The following is a 19644-nucleotide window of genomic DNA, read 5'->3' as shown; positions in this document are numbered from 1 at the left end:
GGGGATTATATCCTTTCGGATATGGTGTTAGGTTAGGATTTTTTTTCAGATTTTCTTCAAATATTTCTTGGTTTTCAAAAGTTGTCATTAGGTTTTCATGATGAGAAGTATGTGTTTTTTAATTGTCTTGCTATTTTTGTAATAACAGGGCTACTTTTATTGCTAATAATTCCAATTATAGGGAAGTATTTTAACCACGTTGGGTAGCTGTTAACAAAGTCGACAACTACCCTAGTGATTATTTAAAATTTATTTTTTTACTCTTTAATACAACGAACTGAGATGCCTTGTGCTTTACTTGGGAAAAAAGTAGCACTTGGAGCTCCAAATTGAGAAATCTGTAAAGCTGCGGCAGCTGGGCTGGATATTGATCCGGCTGTACTGCTCCAGTAAAGTCCGGAAGTTCCTGTTGTAACAGTTGAGATATTTCCTAGACCCGCATCTCTGGTTCCTGCTGCAGTAAGACCTAATTTACTTGCTGCTGCCCCATTAATACCATTGGTAATATTAGAAGCGCTTAGATAAGTTTGTATCTGTGCCTGTGTAGGAACTTTAAATCCTATAGGACACGGATTATTTGCAGAAGTGCTGGTTTGCCATAGCGTAGTACTGCCGGTTACTCTCCAGTCGCTTCCTGTAGCAATGAATCTGGTATCTGTGGGGTTATCATTCGCGGTACCGGTAATAATAGGGTTAACCGGTGTTCCTGTATTAGAAGCTGACCATTTAATCAGGTCATGGCCATCCGGTTTCCTTCCCCATTGGAATAGCGAACCATAAGCACGATAATCTGATGCAGAAGTCGGTCTTTTTCCAAGATTGAAGTTCGGATCATTTACATTCGTGTAATCTGCTCCTAAGTTATGATTCAGCCATACGTTACCATCTTCGGCCTGTATCGGAAGATAAAGGAAGTTGTGGCTAAAGTTTTTATCAATATCAGGCTGATTAAACATTCTGTCAGGAATTGCCGCTATTATACGGACATCATATCCTTTCTGAGCCCCGGCATTAGGCATAAGAAATCTTCCCAACAGCACACCAAGGTAATCATTTCCTATTCCTGCATTCACGTCCAGCTTGCGGGCATTCAATGTACCTCCTTCAGCTTTAAGGGTGGCTGTAATTGATTTAGTGGTACTGTTATAGGACTGGGAACTCCAGGAAAGTGTAATATTTCTGGAAATACCATCTTCGGTAAGATTAGCCGGAACATTTATTGTTTGACTGAAAGAGCCAATGCTTCCACTTCCTGTAGCTGTTGCAGGGATATAGACTGTTAATCCTGAAGTAGGAATCACTCCCTGAAGATCAACCAGTGTTTCATTTACTCCATCCGCAGCAACAGGTCTGGCAGTAGTAGCAGGTCCTGTAGGTGTTGTAAACGGAGAATAATCCTGATCATACACAGAAGCAATAAAGTATCTTCCTTCTAATGTAATATTTGGTGGAATTACCGGAGTTCCGGGATTTACAGGAAGACTAATAGAAGTACATGTACTTCCATTAACAGTAATACTGAATACAGCACTTCCTGAAGTGATAGGAAAGCCGGCAACAGAAAACTGTAAACTTCCGGCCCCGGTAGCAAAAGTACCTGGCGCCAATGTAGCAGTCAATCCATTAGACTGAATAGTCTGTCCCGGATATGCACTTCCATCTCCACCAGTATAAGGAATTGTTAAGGTTCCTGTGTAAGCTTGTCCCTGAGTTGCTGTAGCGGGAGCAAATACCGCAGAAGCACATGTTAAAGCAAAAGAATTGTTCTCTTGCCAGAAACATGACGACCACGCACCTCCCTGGAAAGCTTTTACACACTGTTCTGCTACATCGTATATTAACATGCCGTTAACCGGGTTAGCAATAGCTCCTGTATTGGGAACCCTGTTTAATAATAAGCTTTTGTTTGTGGATCCCAATTCCAGATCAGCACTTAAATGGGGATTTGCAGTATTAATCCCTACCTGTCCGAAGGATAAAGAACTGATACAGAAATAAATCGATAATAATAGTTTTTTCATCTTAAAATATTCGTTTTTAATAAATGAATTTGGGTTATATAAATGTGCTTATTTTTTGAAATTGTGAAAAATCAAGTAATGGTAGGCCCGGGCACCGAGATTCAGAATATGGTTGAGAGACAATGAAAACAATAGACAATCTAAATAATTAATTAACAGTAACTTAATATAATAATTAACCTTTGCGTTTTAGGCACAGTCTTCTTACAACAGTTACTATTTACATCATTATAAAGTAATTATTGAATCTAATATAATTCTCAGGAAATTTTTGCCTGAAACTCATTTTCAAGGAAGGGAAAGAATCGTACTATTCAGGTCAAAAATTGTTGTATGCCAATGAAACCCTAATTGTCAGAATATATGCTTTGGCTGAAATACTGTACTGAATAATATAAGCTTCTTTTACCTGCCGGGAAAATTATCGCGGGAATGCTATCACTAATTCATTGATCTCAATATCTCGTCTTTCACAAAAGTTCTCCTCCCTTGTGTATACGTAATGTCTTGTTCGCGATAAAATTGCCAAGCAATAAAATCGTGGGGCAGGTCTACAGAACCTTTTGATAAAGATAGTGGGTCAGAAGCCTGTTTGGCTCTTAGATTTTTGCCTAAACATTTCGACCATTTTCCAGATTGGTATGCTTTTACACATTCCTCTGAAAGATCATAAATCATCATTCCATTGGCAGGATTTGGAATTGCACTTGTGTTTGGGACTCTGTTCAAAATTAAAGCCTTGTTGTTCGAACCAAGCTCAAGATCTGTACTAAGATGGGGACTCTCTTTTTTAATACCTACTTGTGCAAATGTAAGTACGCTGAAGCAAATGCTGATTTGCAGCAATAACTTTTTTCTCATTGTGAATTTTTAGTGTTGAAATAATTTTTTTCTCTGCGTAAAGATATATGTTAATTTTGAAATCACAAAGTAAATTTTGCAAAAAAATCTTATTTTATCCCCTATAAATGATTTATTTGGTGTATTTTTTATGAAAAAAAAATAATAAAATAGGGCACACAACGCTTTTAAAAAGGGTTAATCAGTTTTGGAACAATTCAAAACAAATAGATTTATTTACGACTGTAAATTCCTCAGATGCTATGCAACAATGATATCTTTTATCTATAAAAAATTCTTTCGTGAAGAATTTTTTTCCTTCAATAAGACATTCATTATTTAAAATTTCAAATGAATCAAGAGGAATCATCATCCCACTACCTTCTGCTTTTAAGACCGCTTCTTTTTTTGTCCAATAGGTAAAAAAACTATTTATTTTGTCTTCGGATTGATGAATTTCCTCAAATTCACCCGCCGTCATCTGGAATTGAAAATCCAAATAATTGATGGAATCATCTGAAAACTCAATATCAATTCCAATAGGATAATCAGCTATAGCACAAGCCACAAGATTTTTGGAATGAGATATATTAAAATGAACGGTATGCCCTTTTAGAAAAGGTTTATTGTTGGATAATCTTCCAATTTCTGCGCCTCTGATTCCATAATGAGCATTTAACCCATGCTCTAAAAGAACTCTTCCCAACAGAGAAAGCTGGGCATCTTGCCATCTCCTGTACTTCAGAATATCTTTCTTAAAATCTTCCGGAAAAGCATTCAAATACCTGTCCATCAGAAATTTGTGTCTGTTTTCATCAATAAACGAATATAGAATAATCATCAAAAATAAATTACATTAAAAATAGTCATTTTCTTTTTCAAACCTATTTTAAAGCTTATTATTTATTTTCGATTAGGAAACTGTATCTGCTCATCAATCAATATGGATACAGGGCATCATTAAGTGGCTTTTCAGAAAAAAAGACTGGAATCATAAAGCATTTTGGAAAATGTTTTTTAATTTTAACCTATAATCACTATAAATCATTTAAAAATGAAAGTACAAACATTAGCAGTATTGGCTGGATGTGCATTTTTAGCTGCTTCTTGTGGCACTGTAAAAACGTACGAAGTAAATGCCAAGAGCGGAACACAAACAGGAGGAACGGCAAAGTTTACCCAACAGGGAAGCGATGTAATTATGAAGCTTGATGTCAATCACCTGACCCCTGGAATCCATGCAGTACACATTCATGAAAAAGGAGACTGTTCTGCAGCGGATGGAACATCTACCGGAGGACACTGGAATCCCGGTAAAGATGACCATGGAAAATGGGGTGCTGAACATTTCCATATGGGAGATATAGGCAACCTGATTGCAGACGAGAGTGGAAATGCCACTTTAACCTTTAAGACAGACAAATGGTGTCTTTCCTGTACAGATGAGTCTAAAAATATCATTGGAAAAGGTCTTATCGTACACGCTGCGGCTGATGATTTCCATACTCAGCCTACAGGGAATGCAGGAGGAAGAGTTGGATGTGTAGAAATCAAATAACCCGTTTATTTCAATAAAAAACCGCTAATTTTCATTAGCGGTTTTTTTATGATTATGATTTTGTTTCCATATCTGCTACAATATTCATTGCCTCCTGCAGGTAGAGATCTTTTTTCAGATTTTTGATCCACATTTCAGATTTTTTCTTGAATGCTTCATCTTTTTTCTCTCTTTCAACTTCACTTGGATACATAATAAACTGAAGTCCGTTCTCAAATTTAGTCAGCACCTTAAACTTCTCAATCTGAGACTTCCTATGCTTCATCAATTCATTAAATTTATTGATATTCAGCGTGATATTTTCTTCTTTATCCAATTTTTCTCTCCATTGAGCTGATTCTAATAACAATTGGTAATTGCTGTTTTTAGCCATTCTTTCAGAGCTTTCTTTTTCAAGAGCCTGAATGTTGAAATAGTTCAGCTTTTCAAATTTTGTAGGTGGAATTTTATCCCAGGCCAATGCGTAATCATCATATCTCTCTCCTACTTCAGCATAGGTAAAGAAGTCTTTCATTTGAATATCAGAAACAATTCCTTTTCTCTGAGTAGATTCACCGGTAATTTTGTAAAACTTTTGAATCGTCAGTTTTAAAGATCCGAAATCATCCTCAGTATTTAAAAATCTATTCAGGTCAACAAAAGTCTGTACGGTACCTTTTCCAAAAGACTGTGGTGATCCGATGATCATTGCTCTTCCATAATCCTGCATTACTCCTGCTAAAATTTCTGAAGCTGAAGCTGAAAGTTCATTTTGCATAATGACTAAAGGTCCCGTCCATATAGGAGCTTCATATTTGTTCTTTAAGGTCTGGATTTTCCCGTTTCCATCTTTTACCTGAACATAAGGACCAGCATCCATGAAAAGGCCCATAATATCCCCAACTTCCGTTAAAGATCCTCCACCATTATTTCTCAGATCAAGAATAATTCCTTCAATATTCTGAGCTTTAAGTTTTACAATTTCATTTTTAATATCGTCAGAAGCATTTCTTCCTTTTGCATTTTCAAAATCAGCATTAAAGCTTGGAAGGTTAATGAATCCGTATTTCTTTCCATTCGGTGTATTCACCACAATACTTCTTGCAAAAGTATCTTCAATAGCTACCTCTTCACGGATCATAGTAACGTCCTTTATAGATCCGTCCTTTTTCTGAACCGTTAGTGTTACCGGCGTTCCTTTTTCCCCTCTGATCAGCCTTACCGCTTCATCAGAAAGCATTCCCACAACGTTTACTGCATCATCTTTAGGTTTAGATTTTACTTTTAAAATCTTATCTCCTTCAGAAAGCTGCTTAGATTTCCATGCCGGGGCTCCAATAGTAAGAGCTCCCAGGAAAAGATTTCCTTTTTTCTCCTGAATAATGGCTCCGATACCGATTACTTTTCCGGTAAACTGGCTGTCAAAATCCTCTTTATCTTTTGGTGAATAATAATTCGTGTGTGGATCAAATACTTCCGTATATGCATTCATATACACTGTAAACCAATCCATTTTCTTTCTCTTTTTGAATCTTGTAAAGGTATCTTTCACAAGGTCTTTTACCTCATCTGTAGCCTTCTTAATCTTTTCATCCTGAGTAAGAACCTTAAAATTGATCGTATCCTTAAGTTTGTACTTCTGAACAGAATCTTTTTTCTCTTTCTGAGCTTCCTCTTTACTGTTCATGGATTCAATCTCCTGAAGGATATTATATTTAATGAACTTCTTCCACTCGTTATACTGTTCCTGCTTATTGGCAGGAATTTTTTTAAGCTTGGGTTCTAGAGTAAGCGCTTCATCTTCCTGAAGATTAATCGGTTTACTGAAAATATCCTGGGTAATCTTATCAATGTCATCCACTCTTTGGTAGAGTCTGTCTATCGTAAGTTTATAAAAGCTAAGATCGCCCTGGCTGATATAGTCATCAAGCTTTGTCTCATGCTTGCTGAATTCATCCATGTCAGATTGCAGGAAATATCTTTTTGCAGGGTCTACCAATTCGAAATAATGCTTATAAACGTCCTTAGAATAGGCATCATTAATAGTTTTTGGGCTATAATGAAGATAAGAAAGTGTATTTTTTACGCTCACCATTATTGTTTGCATCTTTTCATCGTCATTCTTTGGCGAGTTGAAACAAAACATTAGACTGGTTAATGGAATTAGGAGTAAAAATTTATTCAGTTTGAAATTTTTCCACATAAACTGTCTTGTATTTATTAATTTTTTTAAAAATAAGTATATCAATTAGTAACATAAAATACCCGTATTGTTACAAACGATCAAATTTAATACCTTATTTACAAATATCGTATAGTTTTAGTGTTTTTTATCAAAAGAGCTATGCAAATAATAAATCCGCTTCTCTATATTTCTACGAAAAGAAATTTTTCTTATATGGTAAAAATATCTTAAACTTCCTTTTCTATAAGTGCTTTTAAACATGGTTTTGCCTATTTAATAAAAAAAAACAGGTACCACAAAAAGTAATTTTAAGACATAAAGGCACAAATTATGCTGATATTTAATCAGATAACTTTAAAAATGTAACGTTATGAGAAGTATATTATGGTTAGTAGCAGTCATTTGTATCGTTGTTTGGCTTTTAGGAATGTTAGGAGTGGTTCCGGGAATCAGTACCGGATATTTATTTCATGTTCTCTTGGTCATTGCTATTATTGTTATTCTTTACAATATTATATCAGGGAGAAAACCTCTTGATTAAGCCTTACTCAAATTATTAAACTTTAAAAAGATGTAAATTTCGGTGAGATTGTATGGATATTATTTTCAAAGATAAAATCTGTTACAGTTTCACTGAAAGGCATCCCTTCGTACTGACCCTTTTCTGATATTTCCTGTCAGAAAACACCCCATTTTATGACTATTTTTAATTTTTTCTTAAAAATATGATGTATTTATAACTCGGCAGATATTTTATAACAGGTTATTTTTAACTACATTTGATGTGTTGAAATTTCTTTTTGTCCTGATTAAATAATTGGACAAACTGCACTTCATATTATTAAAAAATTAAAATATTTTATGGAAAGACCACTTATTCTGGTTACTAATGATGATGGAATTACAGCTCCTGGTATCAGAAATCTTGTAAATTTTATGAATGAAATCGGAGAAGTTGTTGTTGTAGCCCCTAATTCTCCCCAAAGTGGAAAAGGCCACGCTATTACCATTAATTCTACCCTAAGCTACGAAGAAGTTACCCTTGAAGGCCCACAGAAAGATTTTTCCTGTAGTGGAACTCCTGTAGACTGTGTAAAAATGGCTCTTGACAAAATTTTGATAAGAAGGCCGGACATTGTTGTTTCAGGAATTAATCACGGGGCTAATTCTTCTATTAATGTGATCTATTCGGGGACGATGTCTGCTGCTGTGGAAGCCGGAGTGGAGGGAATCCCTGCAATTGGATTTTCATTACTGGATTTCAGCTGGGAGGCAGATTTTACCCAGGCTAAAGAATTTATTCAGAATATAGTCAGAAGGACTCTTGAAAAGCCTATGCCTAAAGGAATTGTACTGAATGTCAATATTCCCAAACTGCCGGCGGAAGAAATAAAAGGCATAAAAGTCTGCAAACAGGCTCATGCGAAATGGGAAGAAAGCTTTGATGAAAGAGTAAATCCACACGGAAAAAAATATTACTGGCTTACAGGATATTTCAATAATATGGATGAATCTGAAGATGCCGATGAGACAGCTTTGGCCAACGGATATATTTCTATTGTACCGGTGAAATTTGACATGACAGCCTATGAGTATATGAATACACTCGGAGAGGTAATGACTTTTGACCCTATTCCGGAAGTTAAATAACAGTTTCTATTACGAACAGTTTTAAAAACATATAAAAGAGACGTAAAATGATTTTACGTCTCTTATTTTTTTCCGATTCAGTTAAAACAATACTTTATCCTCTTTTCTCAGCTCTTCCAGATAATTTTTCTTATCATCTCGGTAGAAAAGATTCATTGTTTCAAATGGGATCAATTTCAGATCCTTATTGACAATATGTACACAGGATTTTTTTACCGCACGGACGTCGAAATCATGGGCATCCATAAAATTCATAATGATAATTCTGAACAGGTTATCATAATCAAAATTGGGAGCACATACTTCCGGAAGGCAGCAGAGTAGCTGGTTCACTTTAGGCTTTACTTTATCTACTGAAATTCCCGTACTGAATATATCCAGCAGCTGCATCTGAAGTCCTTCATCCTGTTCGTAAACAATGGTGTTTTTAGATTCATTATTCAGAAGATCAGCAGGATTGATATATCGGGTTAAAGGGATTGTCTCTCCTTCTAATTTTAAAATATATCCCATGGCCAGAGCATCCGGATTACAGGGAACAGGGATGATATCATCAGAATTTAATAGCGGGAACTGATTGAGAATTTCCTGTCTTACCTCTGTTAAGGTAATTTTCTCATGGGAAGAATCTTCCCTGTTTCTTCCTGCAATTTCTACAGGTTGGAAAGTAATTCCTCGTACACATTTCTGTTTCAGAGCAAACTCAATGATCTTACCGATCTCATCTATATTTTTATCTTTTTGAAGTACAATAACCAGTGTGGTGGAAAGGTTAAGTGCATTGAGTTTCTCCAGGGCTTTCATTCTTACCGCCGTAAGGTCTTTTCCCCTGAAGTCCTCCAACACTTCAGGCTTAAATGAATCAAACTGAAGATATACCTCAAATTCCGGAGCATAGGTCGCCAGTTTTTCGGCAAACCCCGGATCATTGGCTATTCTTATCCCATTGGTATTTAACATTAAATGTTTTATGGGTTTCGATTTGGCAATATCCATAATTTTAAAAAACTCAGGATGTATGGTGGGTTCTCCTCCACTAATCTGAACAACATCCGGTTCGCCTTCATTTTTAACGATAATATCAAACATCGCTTCTATTTCCTCCAGACTTCTGTGGCTTCCATAGTGAGGAGAAGACATGGCATAACATGTAGGACAGGTTAAATTACACCGGTCCGTAACTTCTACTATAGAAAGACAGCTATGCTGCTCGTGATCTACACAAAGTCCGCAGTCATAAGGACATCCGTACTCCACATCTGTTCCGAAATGATGGGGCATTTCCGAAGCTTTGTTATAGTTTCTTATGTTTTTATAATACTGCACATCCGAGGCTATTTTTGTCTTAAAGAAGCCATGGTCAGGACATCTTTTCGTCATAAAAACAGTTTCATCCTCAATAATAATCTTAGCTCCTACTCTTTTAAGACATTCGGGGCAAAGGCTTATCGTATAATCGTAATACGTATAGTTTCTTACTGGCATATTTTAATGTTAAAGTCCTCCGCAGATATATCCGCTAATCAAACCGCAGATTAAAATACAGATTACCATAGTTTGTATAAATTGTTTTTTACTGAATTTCCGGTCTCCTTTCCATTCATAGATTACTTTCGTGATCAAAGTGACTACCAGAGAAATAAACAAAGCACCCAAAATAATCATTCCAATGATCATGATGACGACACCGGCCATATTGCCCACTTCTAAAATTGTTAAAGATTTCATCGTGAATATTTTTAATATAAGGATTTGGTATTTTTGATAATATAAATGTAATAAATAATTACACATACACACACAATTTGTATTGTTCCCAAATTTCCGGCAATTTCTACTCTGGGCTTAATAAAATCCAGCAGCAATCTGAAAGTAAAATAACTCAGCATAAAAACCTGAAAAACAAATCCTGAAGGGTATTTCTTCAAGCGCTGAATATAGTGTAAAGCTATCCATAAAATAAATAGAAATGCAATCTCATAAAGCGCTACAGGATGCCTTAGATATTGGTCTCCCAAATGCATTCCAAAGATTGAATCGGTAGGAATTCCATAGGTTTCTTCATGAATTCCCGTAAGGAAGCAACCGATTCTTCCGATCATTATGGCAAGCATTAAAGGAAAAACAATTAAGTCTCCGGTGCTTTCTTTATGTTTTATTATTTTTTTTGCCAGCTCCACCCCTATTAACCCAAAAGCAAGGCCACCCACAATCGTATTGTTGGACCAAAATCTTTTAAAGCTGAAATTTTCGAATAATGTATAAGGATTTTCGAGGTTTCCTATCAGCTTGGAACCTATTAAAGCTCCTGCTGTTGCCCCTATTAATACAGCAGCGGAAATATTGAAACTAAGCTTTTCTTTAGACTTTCTTTTAAGGTAAAAATAATACCGCATACCCAAAAACATCCCGGCGGTCTCAAAAAGAGGATGTGCAAGGATTGTTGTACCGAAAATATGAAAAGTTACAGGAAAATCCATTGCTTCAAAAATAATCTATTTGAGATTATTTACTACCTTTATTCTGACAAATAATTATAAAATGCGTATAGAATATGAAATAAAACTGGGGTTCAAGGATGTAATGTTCCGTCCCAAACGTTCTACCTTAAAGTCCCGGTCAGAAGTTAATCTGGAAAGAGAATTTATTTTCCGGCATTCTCAGAAAAAATGGAATGGAGTTCCCGTTATCGCAGCTAATATGGATACGGTTGGTACTTTTGAAATGGCTGTGGAACTGGCAAAAGAAAAAATAATTACAGCCATTCATAAACACTATACCACTGAAGAATGGAGTGAGTTTCTTGTAAACCAGCCTGAAAGTATTTATCAGTATATCGCATTAAGTACCGGTACGGGAAAAGCAGATGAAGAAAAAATCAGACAGATTCTTGAAAAGCATCCAAAAATTGAGTTTCTCTGCATCGATGTAGCTAATGGTTATTCGGAGCATTTCGTTGGATTTGTGAAGAAAGCAAGAGCCAATTTTCCGGACAAAATTATTATAGCGGGAAATGTGGTCACCGGAGAGATGGTGGAAGAGCTTCTTTTGGTAGGGGCAGATATCATTAAAGTAGGAATAGGCCCCGGTTCAGTTTGTACAACAAGAGTAAAAACAGGGGTAGGATATCCTCAGCTTTCAGCTATCATTGAGTGCGCAGATGCGGCTCACGGTCTGGGAGGACACATTATAGCAGACGGAGGCTGTAAGGTTCCCGGCGATGTGGCTAAAGCCTTTGGTGGCGGAGCAGATTTTGTGATGCTTGGAGGTATGTTTGCCGGACATGATGAAAGCGGTGGCGAAATGGTAGAGGAAAATGGTAAGAAATTCCGTTTGTTTTATGGTATGAGTTCAAAAACAGCTATGGATAAACATTCTGGAGGGGTTGCAGAGTATCGTGCTTCTGAAGGAAAAACGGTGAAAGTAGCCTATAAAGGTCCTGTATCAGAAACCGTAAAAGATATTTTAGGAGGGGTAAGATCTACCTGTACTTATGTGGGGGCTTCCAAACTTAAGCAGCTTTCCAAAAGAACTACTTTTATCAGAGTTCAGGAACAGGAAAACCAGGTTTTTAAAGACTGATCCTTATCATTTTTAGAGACTGCCGGATGAGCAGTGGAAGAATAAAAAAAGGCTGCACATGATGTGCAGCCTTTTTACTATTTTTAAGTTAACATACCCCCGTCAACGTTTAGCGTCTGTCCGGATATATAAGAAGCCATGTCACTTCCTAAAAATACACAGGCATTAGCAACATCTGCAGGCTGTCCTCCTCTTTTCATTGGAATACCTTCTCTCCATTCCTGGACTATTTTCTCGTCTAAAACAGCCGTCATTTCCGTTTCAATGAATCCCGGAGCAATAGCATTACATCTGATATTTCTGGATCCCAGTTCCAGAGCAACAGATTTTGTGAATCCGATTACACCCGCTTTAGAAGCGGCATAGTTTGCCTGTCCTGCATGTCCTTTTATTCCGACTACGGAAGTCATATTGATAATAGATCCTGTTCTTGCCTTCATCATTGGTTTAATCACTGCTTTTGTAAGGTTAAAAACTGAATCTAAATTTACTCTCAACACCTGATCCCAATCTTCTTTAGACATTCTCAACAGCAGGTTATCTTTTGTAATCCCGGCATTGTTTATCAAAATATCAATTTGCCCAAACTCCTTCATTACATCATCTACCAATTGCTGGGCAGCATCATAATCCGATGCATCAGACTGATATCCTTTAATTTGGGTTACAGAACTTAAAGATGCTTCTAATTCTTTAGCTTTGTCTACAGAGCCGGCGTAAGTAAATGCTACTTTTGCACCATGCTGTGCAAATACTTCAGCAATCCCTTTCCCGATTCCTCTTGTAGCTCCGGTAATTAGTGCTACTTTTCCTTCTAATAGTTTCATATTTATTGACAATTATTTTCTTTATAACTCATTCAGCTTATGAATGCTGACTCATTTTCAATCTATAATTCTTTTCCAGAATTAAACGGTTTGCAAAGATATTATAAATTGTCATGCAACGCATTCAAATCATTAAATTACTGTCTTTTTTTATCAGTTTTCAGTTTATTAAAGTTGGGTAGCCGTATTTTTGAACCTTGTAAAATAGATAAAGTCAGATTTTTTGTTTCTATCTAACCTCAATACTTCTTTTTCCCAAAAATAAGTATCATAAATAATTTCCCGGAGAGGTTCATTTTGAAAATTCAGAACACCGTATCTGCCGTCTTTCTTCACAACAATTTCATTTTCATAGTTTTCAAATACTACAATATCTTCATATATAAAAGGAACAATTTCTTTGCCTGCTTCATCTAAAATACCAAACAGATTATCTTTATTCTTGCATACAAGCGGTTTTGAATATTGATTAAGCAGATTAAAATAATCTGTAGCCAAGCCTTTGATCATGGTAATATCCTTTAATTCTGTCATCGATTGGTTGCCCAATGAAAACCTGTAATACTTATCCTGCTTTCTGATCATTAAGCTATTAGGATAAAAACCAAGGATCTGATCACCATCATGTAGCATATTCTTAAGGTCCTTATCCAGCAGTTTTTCTTCATTTCCTTTTTTAAGATAAATAAAATCATTTCCAGAGATGACAAAACTTTTGATAAAGTCATATTCCTGAGGAATAATCACATTACCTTCTACATCAACAATTCCTGATTTCTTTGATTGATCATTATACACACTGAAAAGACGATCAAATAAAGGAGCCAGATCCCTGAAACTGCTGGGATAGAGTTTCTGGTCCTTCTTAAAAAAAATAGTTGCTTTATTGCTCTTTCTAAGATAGATATATTCTTTCTTTCCAAAATATTCAGGGGTAATATCAGAGTAAATCTCTTCAGCAATGGTATTTTCATCGAGATCGATTAAACCATATTTTCCTGTATTTTTGTTCTTTGTAATAAGATAGGGATACGCGTTGATATCTGTTATATTCTTTGAAAACCGATGGAGCGTATTTCCATCTAATCCAATAATTTCACTTTGCCCCTCTTCGTTCACAATCAAAGCTTTATCCTCTTCAAAGTGGTAATCTTCTCTGAATTCTCTTTCAGTGACCTGCCTGCCATTAAAATCATAAAGCAGCCATTTCTTATTCTGTAAAACAAAAAACCTGTTCCTGGCTGCAAATCTTATTTTATCAGAATAAGGAATAATCTGTTTCCCATTATAATCATAAACAGCTTCCTTATCCTTTCCGGAAGAAATAATCCGTTCTCTGCTGAACCACGGCGTATTAAATTCCTGTTCATCCAAAGAAATCAGCTCATTCCCTTTTTCATCAATAATTCCTGATGTAGCTTTACTTCCTTCTTCAGACCGCAGAACGAATCTGTTTTTGAAAATATGATAAATACTGCCTCTGTAAGGAGATTCAAATGTAATTGTTCCCAACGAGTCTACAATTCCCTGTTTCCTGGTAGCAGCATCATATACCGTTCCGTATCCTTCCGAATAGGAGCTAACCTCTTTTCCAATCTTTTTTGATAAAAGAACTTTAGTGTACTGATGAGACTGTGCTGCACAAATAGTGGAGCACAATACGAAAACTAATTTTTTCAATTAAATAGAATTATTGACGATAAGAACGATCTCCCCTTTTAAGGTTTTACTCTTGGAAAATTCAATTAATTCATTGATAGTCCCCCGTTTAGTTTCTTCAAATTTTTTAGAGATTTCACGGCTTAAGCTTGCTTTGGTTTCTTCTCCAAAGAATTCTTTGATCTGTTCTAATGTAGTATTGATCTTGTGAGGACTCTCATACAGAACAATCGTTTTCTTTTCTTCAGCAAGCTGTTTCAGCTTTGTTTGTCTCCCTTTTTTCTGGGGCAGGAACCCTGCAAAGAGAAATTCATTATTGGGAAGTCCTGAAACCACCAAAGCAGGAATCAGAGCCGTAGCTCCCGGCAGACAGATCATTTCTATGCCATTATCTGCTCCGGCTTTTGCCAGTAAATAGCCGGGATCTGAAATTCCCGGAGTTCCTGCATCTGTAATAATGGCGATATTCTGACCGCTTTTAAGATCGGCAATCACTTTTTCAGTTGCCTGATGTTCATTATGCAAATGATAAGATTTCAAAGGTTTTGAGATCTCAAAATGTTTTAAAAGTATACCGGAAGTCCTAGTATCTTCACATAAAATATAATCAACTTCTTTCAAAACATTCACTGCCCTAAAAGTCATGTCTTCCAAATTTCCTACAGGAGTAGGAACAAAATATAAGATTCCGCTCAAAATTATAAGAATTTATTTTCCACCAATATCCAAAGTCTCTGAGCATATTCATCCACCTTACTCCATTTTCTGGCATAATAAAGATCACTCAGATATTCCTTTGCTTCTTCAATGCTTCTAAACTGGTTGAGCTGGGCTACCGTTTCATTAAGGTCTGTCTGACTTCCATCAAACAGCATCTTTGAAAAAGCAATTCTGTCATTCAAATCCAGCTTGAATTCCGGTTTTTGTTTGTCAGCTTCCATAAAATTGGTAGGAATATTGGATTTCAAAATGCTTCCTGTTTCCTCCTTCACTACCGGAGCCTGGTCTTCTTTAGGTATTTCTCTTTCTAACGGGTCATCGTCAAAAAGAGACTGAACGGCTTTTAGTCCTTTGATATTGGCTAATTTTATTTTTTTCTCCTGATGATAAGCATCTAAATTTTCAAAACTTTCATCAGAAGGATGTTTTTCTGTTTCCTCAGGGATAGGCTTGTCTATTTCAACAATTTTTCTTCTGTCATAAACTTCTGCAAGTATTTGCTCCTCCTTTTCTTCTTCAGGATGTTCGTTTTTTATCTCACTTATAATATTCTCTACATTGGAAGTTTCTGTAGCCATTTCTCCCTGTTCTATTGAAGTCTTTGAGGAAATAAACTCTTCTTCAGTTTCTTCAATCAACATTTCGTCTTCCAGGGTTTCGGTATCAAAAATACTTGGGATCCTTTCTGTAGTCCCTTTTGACTCCTCCAGAAATACTTCATCCTTTATCTCGTCTTCCTGTTGAGCATCCTCCTCTTCAGAACGTTCTATTTCATTCAGCTCATTAGTAAACCGTACTTCTTCTTCCGTAATGTTTTCATTAAAGATGCTATCATCAATATCCTCATCATAGTCCGGAATAGCATTAGCAAGTACTTTTTCTTCATCTATAAAACTTAAAACTGCCGCTTCACTTCCTGAGATCTCATTATCGTCAATTTCATTCAATTGATTGTTAAAAACAGTTTCCTCTTCTGTTACTCCATGCTGTGAGGTTTCCTGCTGATCTGCATTTTTGTATTCATAGCTTTCATCCACAAAGCTGATGATATTTTCATGGAATTCATTTTCCATGATTTCATTCAGCTGGTTATTGAATACTGCTTCTTCTTCAATTCCAGCGGCAAAGTTATCATTTTCATTTTCATCAATCTCATTCAGTTCATTATTAAAAATAGCTTCTTCTTCCGTTACCTCATTTCCGGAATCATGAGATTCCATATCTCCGGATGTAAAGGAATGATGCTTATTTTCAAAATGGTGAACAGGATCTTCAGTAATGAAATATTCTATATTTTTTTCCATTAATTTCAAAAAAGAAATCCTGTTAGCAAGCTCATCCACAAGATCTTGCTTGGAAAGTAATTCGTCTACGTTATTTATTTTGTCCAGATTATCAATGATATTCTTGGATTCAAAAAAAAATTTTTCCTTTAAATCTTGGATATTCTGCATAATAAGATTCTTATTAAAATTGCTTACTTTTGATGTTAAAAATATACGGCTAATTTAACAAATGTTTTTAGAAAATACAATTAATCATTCCAAACAAAGCGGTTGGATGGAAGTTATCTGTGGCTCTATGTTTTCCGGTAAAACTGAGGAATTAATCCGAAGATTGCGGAGAGCAGAAATGGCGGGACAGAATGTAGAAATTTTTAAACCGAAACTGGATATCCGGTATTCTGAAGATGATGTAGTATCTCATAATCAGAATAAAATACGAAGTACAGCAGTAGAAAATCCTAATGAAATTCTTTTGTTGGCTTCCAACTGTGATGTGGTAGGAATAGATGAAGCTCAGTTTTTTGATGAAAGCATTGTAGAGATTGCCAATCAGCTTGCCAATAGTGGTGTAAGAGTAGTTATTGCAGGGCTGGATATGGACTTCCTGGGACGTCCCTTCGGTCCTATGCCTAATTTGATGGCTACTGCCGAGTATGTAACAAAAGTGCATGCTATTTGTAAGAGAACAGGTAATCTTGCCAATTATTCCATGAGGATTTCTCAGGGCAATAACCTGGTGGAATTGGGTGAAACAGAAAGTTATGAAGCAGTAAGCCGCCGTGTTTTTATGGATGAAGTTCTTGCAAAGAAAAATAATATAAAAAACTAACAGGCAAATTCTAAAATAAACAGATTTGCCTTTACATAAATAAGCAGAAAGGGTACCAATGAACTATACAGTACAACAAATTGCAAAAATCACCAATGCACAGGTTATTGGAGACGGAGATGTAATGATCAAAAATATAGCTTTTGACAGCAGAATTATATATTCTACAAAGAATACTGCTTTTATTGCTATAAATACCCATAAAAACTCTGGTGAAAAATTTATTGAATCTGCTATAGACAGAGGTATCCATGTAATTATTTCTGAACATCCATATCCACAGTTTGAAAATATAACCTGGATTATTGTTGAGAATTCTGTGGATTTTCTTCAAAAACTGGCAAAGTATCATTTCGAACATTCCCATTTACAATCCATCGGAATTACAGGAAGTAATGGGAAAACTATTTTAAAAGAATGGCTGTATCAATGTCTGTGGAATGAATTTCCAACAGTAAAAAGCCCTAAAAGTTTTAATTCCCAAATTGGCCTTCCTCTTTCCCTCCTTCAAATCAATGCTTCCCATAAGCTTGGGATTTTTGAAGTGGGAATTTCCCAACCGGACGAAATGGAAAATTTAGAAAATATTTTTCATCCTCAAATCGGATTGTTAACCCATATAGGAACAGCTCATGCTGCCAACTTTTCTTCGGAAGAAGAACTTATTGATGAAAAGCTCAAACTTTTTAAAGATTCTGAGGTGATCATTTATAATGGTGACCATTCTTTGGTAAGTAAAAAAATAAAAGAGCTGTACTCAGATAAAAAATTAATCTCTTACGGGTTTAAAAAAGAAAATCAGGTCTTCATTAAAAACAATATTTCGAAGGGTGAAAACATCATTGTGGAATATTTTGGTGAAGAAATCAGTTTTCCGGCCCATCAAAGAGATGAAGCCACGTTAACCAACGCTCTGGCGCTTATCACAGTCCTAAAGGAGCTGAACATCGGAAATCAAAAGATCGTTGAAAAAATCAACACTTTAAAGGCCGTTGAAATGAGGCTTGAAGCTATTGAAGGAATTAAGGGCAATATCGTAATCAACGACTCTTTCAATCTGGATCTGGACTCACTGAAGACTGCCCTACAGTTTTTAAAAGAATACAATAAGCCTAAAAAATCTTTGGTATTAACGGATATTGTAGGGGTGAATACGAATTCACAGGAGCTGTATGAAGAAGTTTCAGAACTGGTTAATGAGCAGCATTTCGATTCTGTATTCTTAATTGGTGATGAAATATCAAAATTCAGTGAATTATTTAAATCTAAAGTATATACTTTCATAGACACAAAAGAACTTATTGAAAGTAAACGACTTACAGATTTAGAAAATCAAATCATTCTTTTAAAAGGAGCCAGAAAATTTGAAATTGAAAGGCTTAAAGATATCCTTGAACTGAGAAAGCATGATACCGTTTTGGAGATCAACCTGAACGCAATTCTTCATAATATCAATTATCATAAATCTCTGCTGAAGCCGGGAACGAAAATGATGGCCATGGTGAAAGCCAATGCTTATGGTCTGGGAAGCTATGAAATTTCAGAATTTCTACAGCACCATCATATTGATTATCTGGGGGTAGCTTTCGCCGATGAAGGTGCAGAACTCCGTAAAAAAGGAATTACCACCCCAATCGTGGTGATGAATCCTGAACAGCACAGTTATCAGACTATTATAGATTATAATCTGGAACCTGAAATTTACAGTTTCAGGGTGTTGGACCTTTTCTATGAAGCAGTTCAGAAGTCCGGGTATGATCAGAAATATCCTATTCATATCAAACTGGAAACAGGAATGCATCGTCTTGGATTTAAAGATTTTGAATTAGATCGGTTAAGTGAAACCTTACAACATAAAAATCTTAAGGTTCAAAGTATGTTCAGCCATTTATCTTCCTCTGATGTGCCGGAAGAAAAAGAATTTACCATGAGCCAATTAGAGATTTTTGAAAAAAACTCAGGCTATTTAACAGAAAAGCTTGGCTATACTCCTATCCGTCATATTTTAAATTCTTCCGGAATTACAAACTATACCCATTATCAGTATGATATGGTAAGAATTGGAATTGGAATGCTGGGAGAGTCACCATATAGTGAAATACAAAAAAAATTACAATCTGTAGTAAGTTTTAAAACAGTGATTTCACAGATATCATTGGTTGAAAACGGTGAATCTGTGGGCTACAGCAGAAAATATAAAACAGATCATCAGACAAATATTGCTACTATTCCGGTAGGATACGCTGACGGTATTCCCAGATTAATAGGAAATCAAATCGGAAAATTGGGAGTTCATAAAACTCTTGCTCCTATTGTAGGAAATATATGCATGGATATGATGATGCTCAATGTAGATAATATCCCTAATGTAAAAGAGGGGGATACAGTAACCATTTTCAACGCTCACCCCAGTTTAAAAGAATTCGCAGCTTACTGCAAAACTATTACCTATGAAGTATTAACCTCCATTTCCCCTCGGGTGAAACGGATTTATATTAAAGATTAACT

Annotated in this window: 17 protein-coding genes; 6 read left to right on the top strand and 11 right to left on the bottom strand. The window is 35.8% G+C overall.

The window, feature by feature from the left end; translation table 11 throughout:
* Positions 1-257 precede the first annotated feature (257 nt).
* From LQV47_RS01865 to LQV47_RS01855, 3 genes are all read right to left on the bottom strand, one after another.
* The gene (locus LQV47_RS01865) at positions 258-2021 is read right to left on the bottom strand and encodes a fibrobacter succinogenes major paralogous domain-containing protein (protein ID WP_230033188.1); all 1764 of its coding nucleotides are present in this window, start codon (positions 2019-2021) and stop codon (positions 258-260) included.
* A gap of 441 nt (positions 2022-2462) precedes the next feature.
* On the bottom strand, positions 2463-2882 hold the full coding sequence (locus LQV47_RS01860; RefSeq protein ID WP_230033187.1) for a hypothetical protein: 420 nt from the start codon (positions 2880-2882) through the stop codon (positions 2463-2465).
* Positions 2883-3063: 181 nt separating this feature from the next.
* Positions 3064-3702: a 4'-phosphopantetheinyl transferase superfamily protein gene (locus LQV47_RS01855; RefSeq protein WP_230033186.1), complete on the bottom strand. Its 639-nt coding sequence runs from the start codon at positions 3700-3702 to the stop codon at positions 3064-3066.
* 213 nt (positions 3703-3915) lie between these two features.
* Here LQV47_RS01855 and LQV47_RS01850 point away from each other — a divergent pair, with 213 nt between their 5' ends.
* On the top strand, positions 3916-4419 hold the full coding sequence (locus tag LQV47_RS01850; protein WP_230033179.1) for a superoxide dismutase family protein: 504 nt from the start codon (positions 3916-3918) through the stop codon (positions 4417-4419).
* Positions 4420-4471: 52 nt separating this feature from the next.
* Here LQV47_RS01850 and LQV47_RS01845 read toward each other — a convergent pair whose 3' ends face one another.
* Positions 4472-6601, bottom strand: coding sequence for a carboxy terminal-processing peptidase (locus tag LQV47_RS01845; RefSeq protein WP_230033177.1), 2130 nt, complete (start codon positions 6599-6601; stop codon positions 4472-4474).
* A gap of 352 nt (positions 6602-6953) precedes the next feature.
* On the opposite strand from LQV47_RS01845, the gene LQV47_RS01840 reads away from it, so the two are divergent.
* Together LQV47_RS01840 and surE are read left to right on the top strand one after the other, a co-directional pair.
* Positions 6954-7124 carry a lmo0937 family membrane protein gene (locus LQV47_RS01840; RefSeq protein WP_230033175.1) on the top strand — a complete coding sequence of 57 codons (171 nt, stop codon included), beginning with the start codon at positions 6954-6956 and terminating at the stop codon, positions 7122-7124.
* Positions 7125-7444: 320 nt separating this feature from the next.
* Positions 7445-8233, top strand: coding sequence for a 5'/3'-nucleotidase SurE (gene surE, locus LQV47_RS01835; RefSeq protein ID WP_230033173.1), 789 nt, complete (start codon positions 7445-7447; stop codon positions 8231-8233).
* 81 nt (positions 8234-8314) lie between these two features.
* Here the strand turns inward: surE and LQV47_RS01830 are convergent, their stop codons facing one another.
* The 3 genes from LQV47_RS01830 to LQV47_RS01820 are packed head-to-tail and all read right to left on the bottom strand — an operon-like array spanning position 8315 to position 10713.
* A complete protein-coding gene (locus tag LQV47_RS01830; protein ID WP_230033172.1) occupies positions 8315-9718 on the bottom strand; it encodes a radical SAM protein in 1404 nt (467 codons plus the stop codon).
* Positions 9719-9727: 9 nt separating this feature from the next.
* A complete protein-coding gene (locus tag LQV47_RS01825; protein WP_230033162.1) occupies positions 9728-9961 on the bottom strand; it encodes a hypothetical protein in 234 nt (77 codons plus the stop codon).
* 11 nt (positions 9962-9972) lie between these two features.
* Positions 9973-10713, bottom strand: a complete 741-nt coding sequence (locus tag LQV47_RS01820) for a prolipoprotein diacylglyceryl transferase family protein (RefSeq protein ID WP_230033159.1) — start codon at positions 10711-10713, stop codon at positions 9973-9975.
* 61 nt (positions 10714-10774) lie between these two features.
* On the opposite strand from LQV47_RS01820, the gene LQV47_RS01815 reads away from it, so the two are divergent.
* Positions 10775-11815, top strand: a complete 1041-nt coding sequence (locus tag LQV47_RS01815; RefSeq protein WP_230033157.1) for a GMP reductase — start codon at positions 10775-10777, stop codon at positions 11813-11815.
* An 83-nt stretch (positions 11816-11898) separates the two neighbouring features.
* Here LQV47_RS01815 and fabG read toward each other — a convergent pair whose 3' ends face one another.
* From fabG to LQV47_RS01795, 4 genes are all read right to left on the bottom strand, one after another.
* Entirely contained in the window at positions 11899-12642 is a 744-nt protein-coding gene (gene fabG, locus LQV47_RS01810; RefSeq protein WP_230033155.1) for a 3-oxoacyl-[acyl-carrier-protein] reductase, read from the bottom strand.
* Between the two features lie 168 nt (positions 12643-12810).
* Complete coding sequence (locus LQV47_RS01805; protein ID WP_230033154.1) at positions 12811-14322, bottom strand: WG repeat-containing protein; 1512 nt, start codon at positions 14320-14322, stop codon at positions 12811-12813.
* The gene (gene rsmI / locus LQV47_RS01800; RefSeq protein WP_230033152.1) at positions 14323-14997 is read right to left on the bottom strand and encodes a 16S rRNA (cytidine(1402)-2'-O)-methyltransferase; all 675 of its coding nucleotides are present in this window, start codon (positions 14995-14997) and stop codon (positions 14323-14325) included.
* A 2-nt stretch (positions 14998-14999) separates the two neighbouring features.
* The gene (locus LQV47_RS01795) at positions 15000-16475 is read right to left on the bottom strand and encodes a hypothetical protein (RefSeq protein ID WP_230033150.1); all 1476 of its coding nucleotides are present in this window, start codon (positions 16473-16475) and stop codon (positions 15000-15002) included.
* Between the two features lie 61 nt (positions 16476-16536).
* Here LQV47_RS01795 and LQV47_RS01790 point away from each other — a divergent pair, with 61 nt between their 5' ends.
* On the top strand, positions 16537-17136 hold the full coding sequence (locus LQV47_RS01790; RefSeq protein ID WP_230033148.1) for a thymidine kinase: 600 nt from the start codon (positions 16537-16539) through the stop codon (positions 17134-17136).
* A gap of 58 nt (positions 17137-17194) precedes the next feature.
* Positions 17195-19642, top strand: coding sequence for a bifunctional UDP-N-acetylmuramoyl-tripeptide:D-alanyl-D-alanine ligase/alanine racemase (locus LQV47_RS01785; RefSeq protein WP_230033146.1), 2448 nt, complete (start codon positions 17195-17197; stop codon positions 19640-19642).
* The last annotated feature ends 2 nt before the right edge of the window (positions 19643-19644 follow it).

Source organism: Chryseobacterium sp. Bi04 (assembly GCF_918698085.1).
Taxonomy (GTDB): Bacteria; Bacteroidota; Bacteroidia; order Flavobacteriales; family Weeksellaceae; genus Chryseobacterium.
This window is presented reverse-complemented; position numbering and strand designations above follow the sequence as displayed.

Excerpts from the sequence above, each read along its gene's own strand:
- LQV47_RS01865 (WP_230033188.1), bottom strand. The coding sequence starts at position 2,021 with ATGAAAAAACTATTATTATCGATTTATTTCTGTATCAGTTCTTTATCC.
- LQV47_RS01860 (WP_230033187.1), bottom strand. The coding sequence starts at position 2,882 with ATGAGAAAAAAGTTATTGCTGCAAATCAGCATTTGCTTCAGCGTACTT.
- LQV47_RS01855 (WP_230033186.1), bottom strand. The coding sequence starts at position 3,702 with ATGATTATTCTATATTCGTTTATTGATGAAAACAGACACAAATTTCTG.
- LQV47_RS01850 (WP_230033179.1), top strand. The coding sequence starts at position 3,916 with ATGAAAGTACAAACATTAGCAGTATTGGCTGGATGTGCATTTTTAGCT.
- LQV47_RS01845 (WP_230033177.1), bottom strand. The coding sequence starts at position 6,601 with ATGTGGAAAAATTTCAAACTGAATAAATTTTTACTCCTAATTCCATTA.
- LQV47_RS01840 (WP_230033175.1), top strand. The coding sequence starts at position 6,954 with ATGAGAAGTATATTATGGTTAGTAGCAGTCATTTGTATCGTTGTTTGG.
- surE (WP_230033173.1), top strand. The coding sequence starts at position 7,445 with ATGGAAAGACCACTTATTCTGGTTACTAATGATGATGGAATTACAGCT.
- LQV47_RS01830 (WP_230033172.1), bottom strand. The coding sequence starts at position 9,718 with ATGCCAGTAAGAAACTATACGTATTACGATTATACGATAAGCCTTTGC.
- LQV47_RS01825 (WP_230033162.1), bottom strand. The coding sequence starts at position 9,961 with ATGAAATCTTTAACAATTTTAGAAGTGGGCAATATGGCCGGTGTCGTC.
- LQV47_RS01820 (WP_230033159.1), bottom strand. The coding sequence starts at position 10,713 with ATGGATTTTCCTGTAACTTTTCATATTTTCGGTACAACAATCCTTGCA.
- LQV47_RS01815 (WP_230033157.1), top strand. The coding sequence starts at position 10,775 with ATGCGTATAGAATATGAAATAAAACTGGGGTTCAAGGATGTAATGTTC.
- fabG (WP_230033155.1), bottom strand. The coding sequence starts at position 12,642 with ATGAAACTATTAGAAGGAAAAGTAGCACTAATTACCGGAGCTACAAGA.
- LQV47_RS01795 (WP_230033150.1), bottom strand. The coding sequence starts at position 16,475 with ATGCAGAATATCCAAGATTTAAAGGAAAAATTTTTTTTTGAATCCAAG.
- LQV47_RS01790 (WP_230033148.1), top strand. The coding sequence starts at position 16,537 with ATGTTTTTAGAAAATACAATTAATCATTCCAAACAAAGCGGTTGGATG.
- LQV47_RS01785 (WP_230033146.1), top strand. The coding sequence starts at position 17,195 with ATGAACTATACAGTACAACAAATTGCAAAAATCACCAATGCACAGGTT.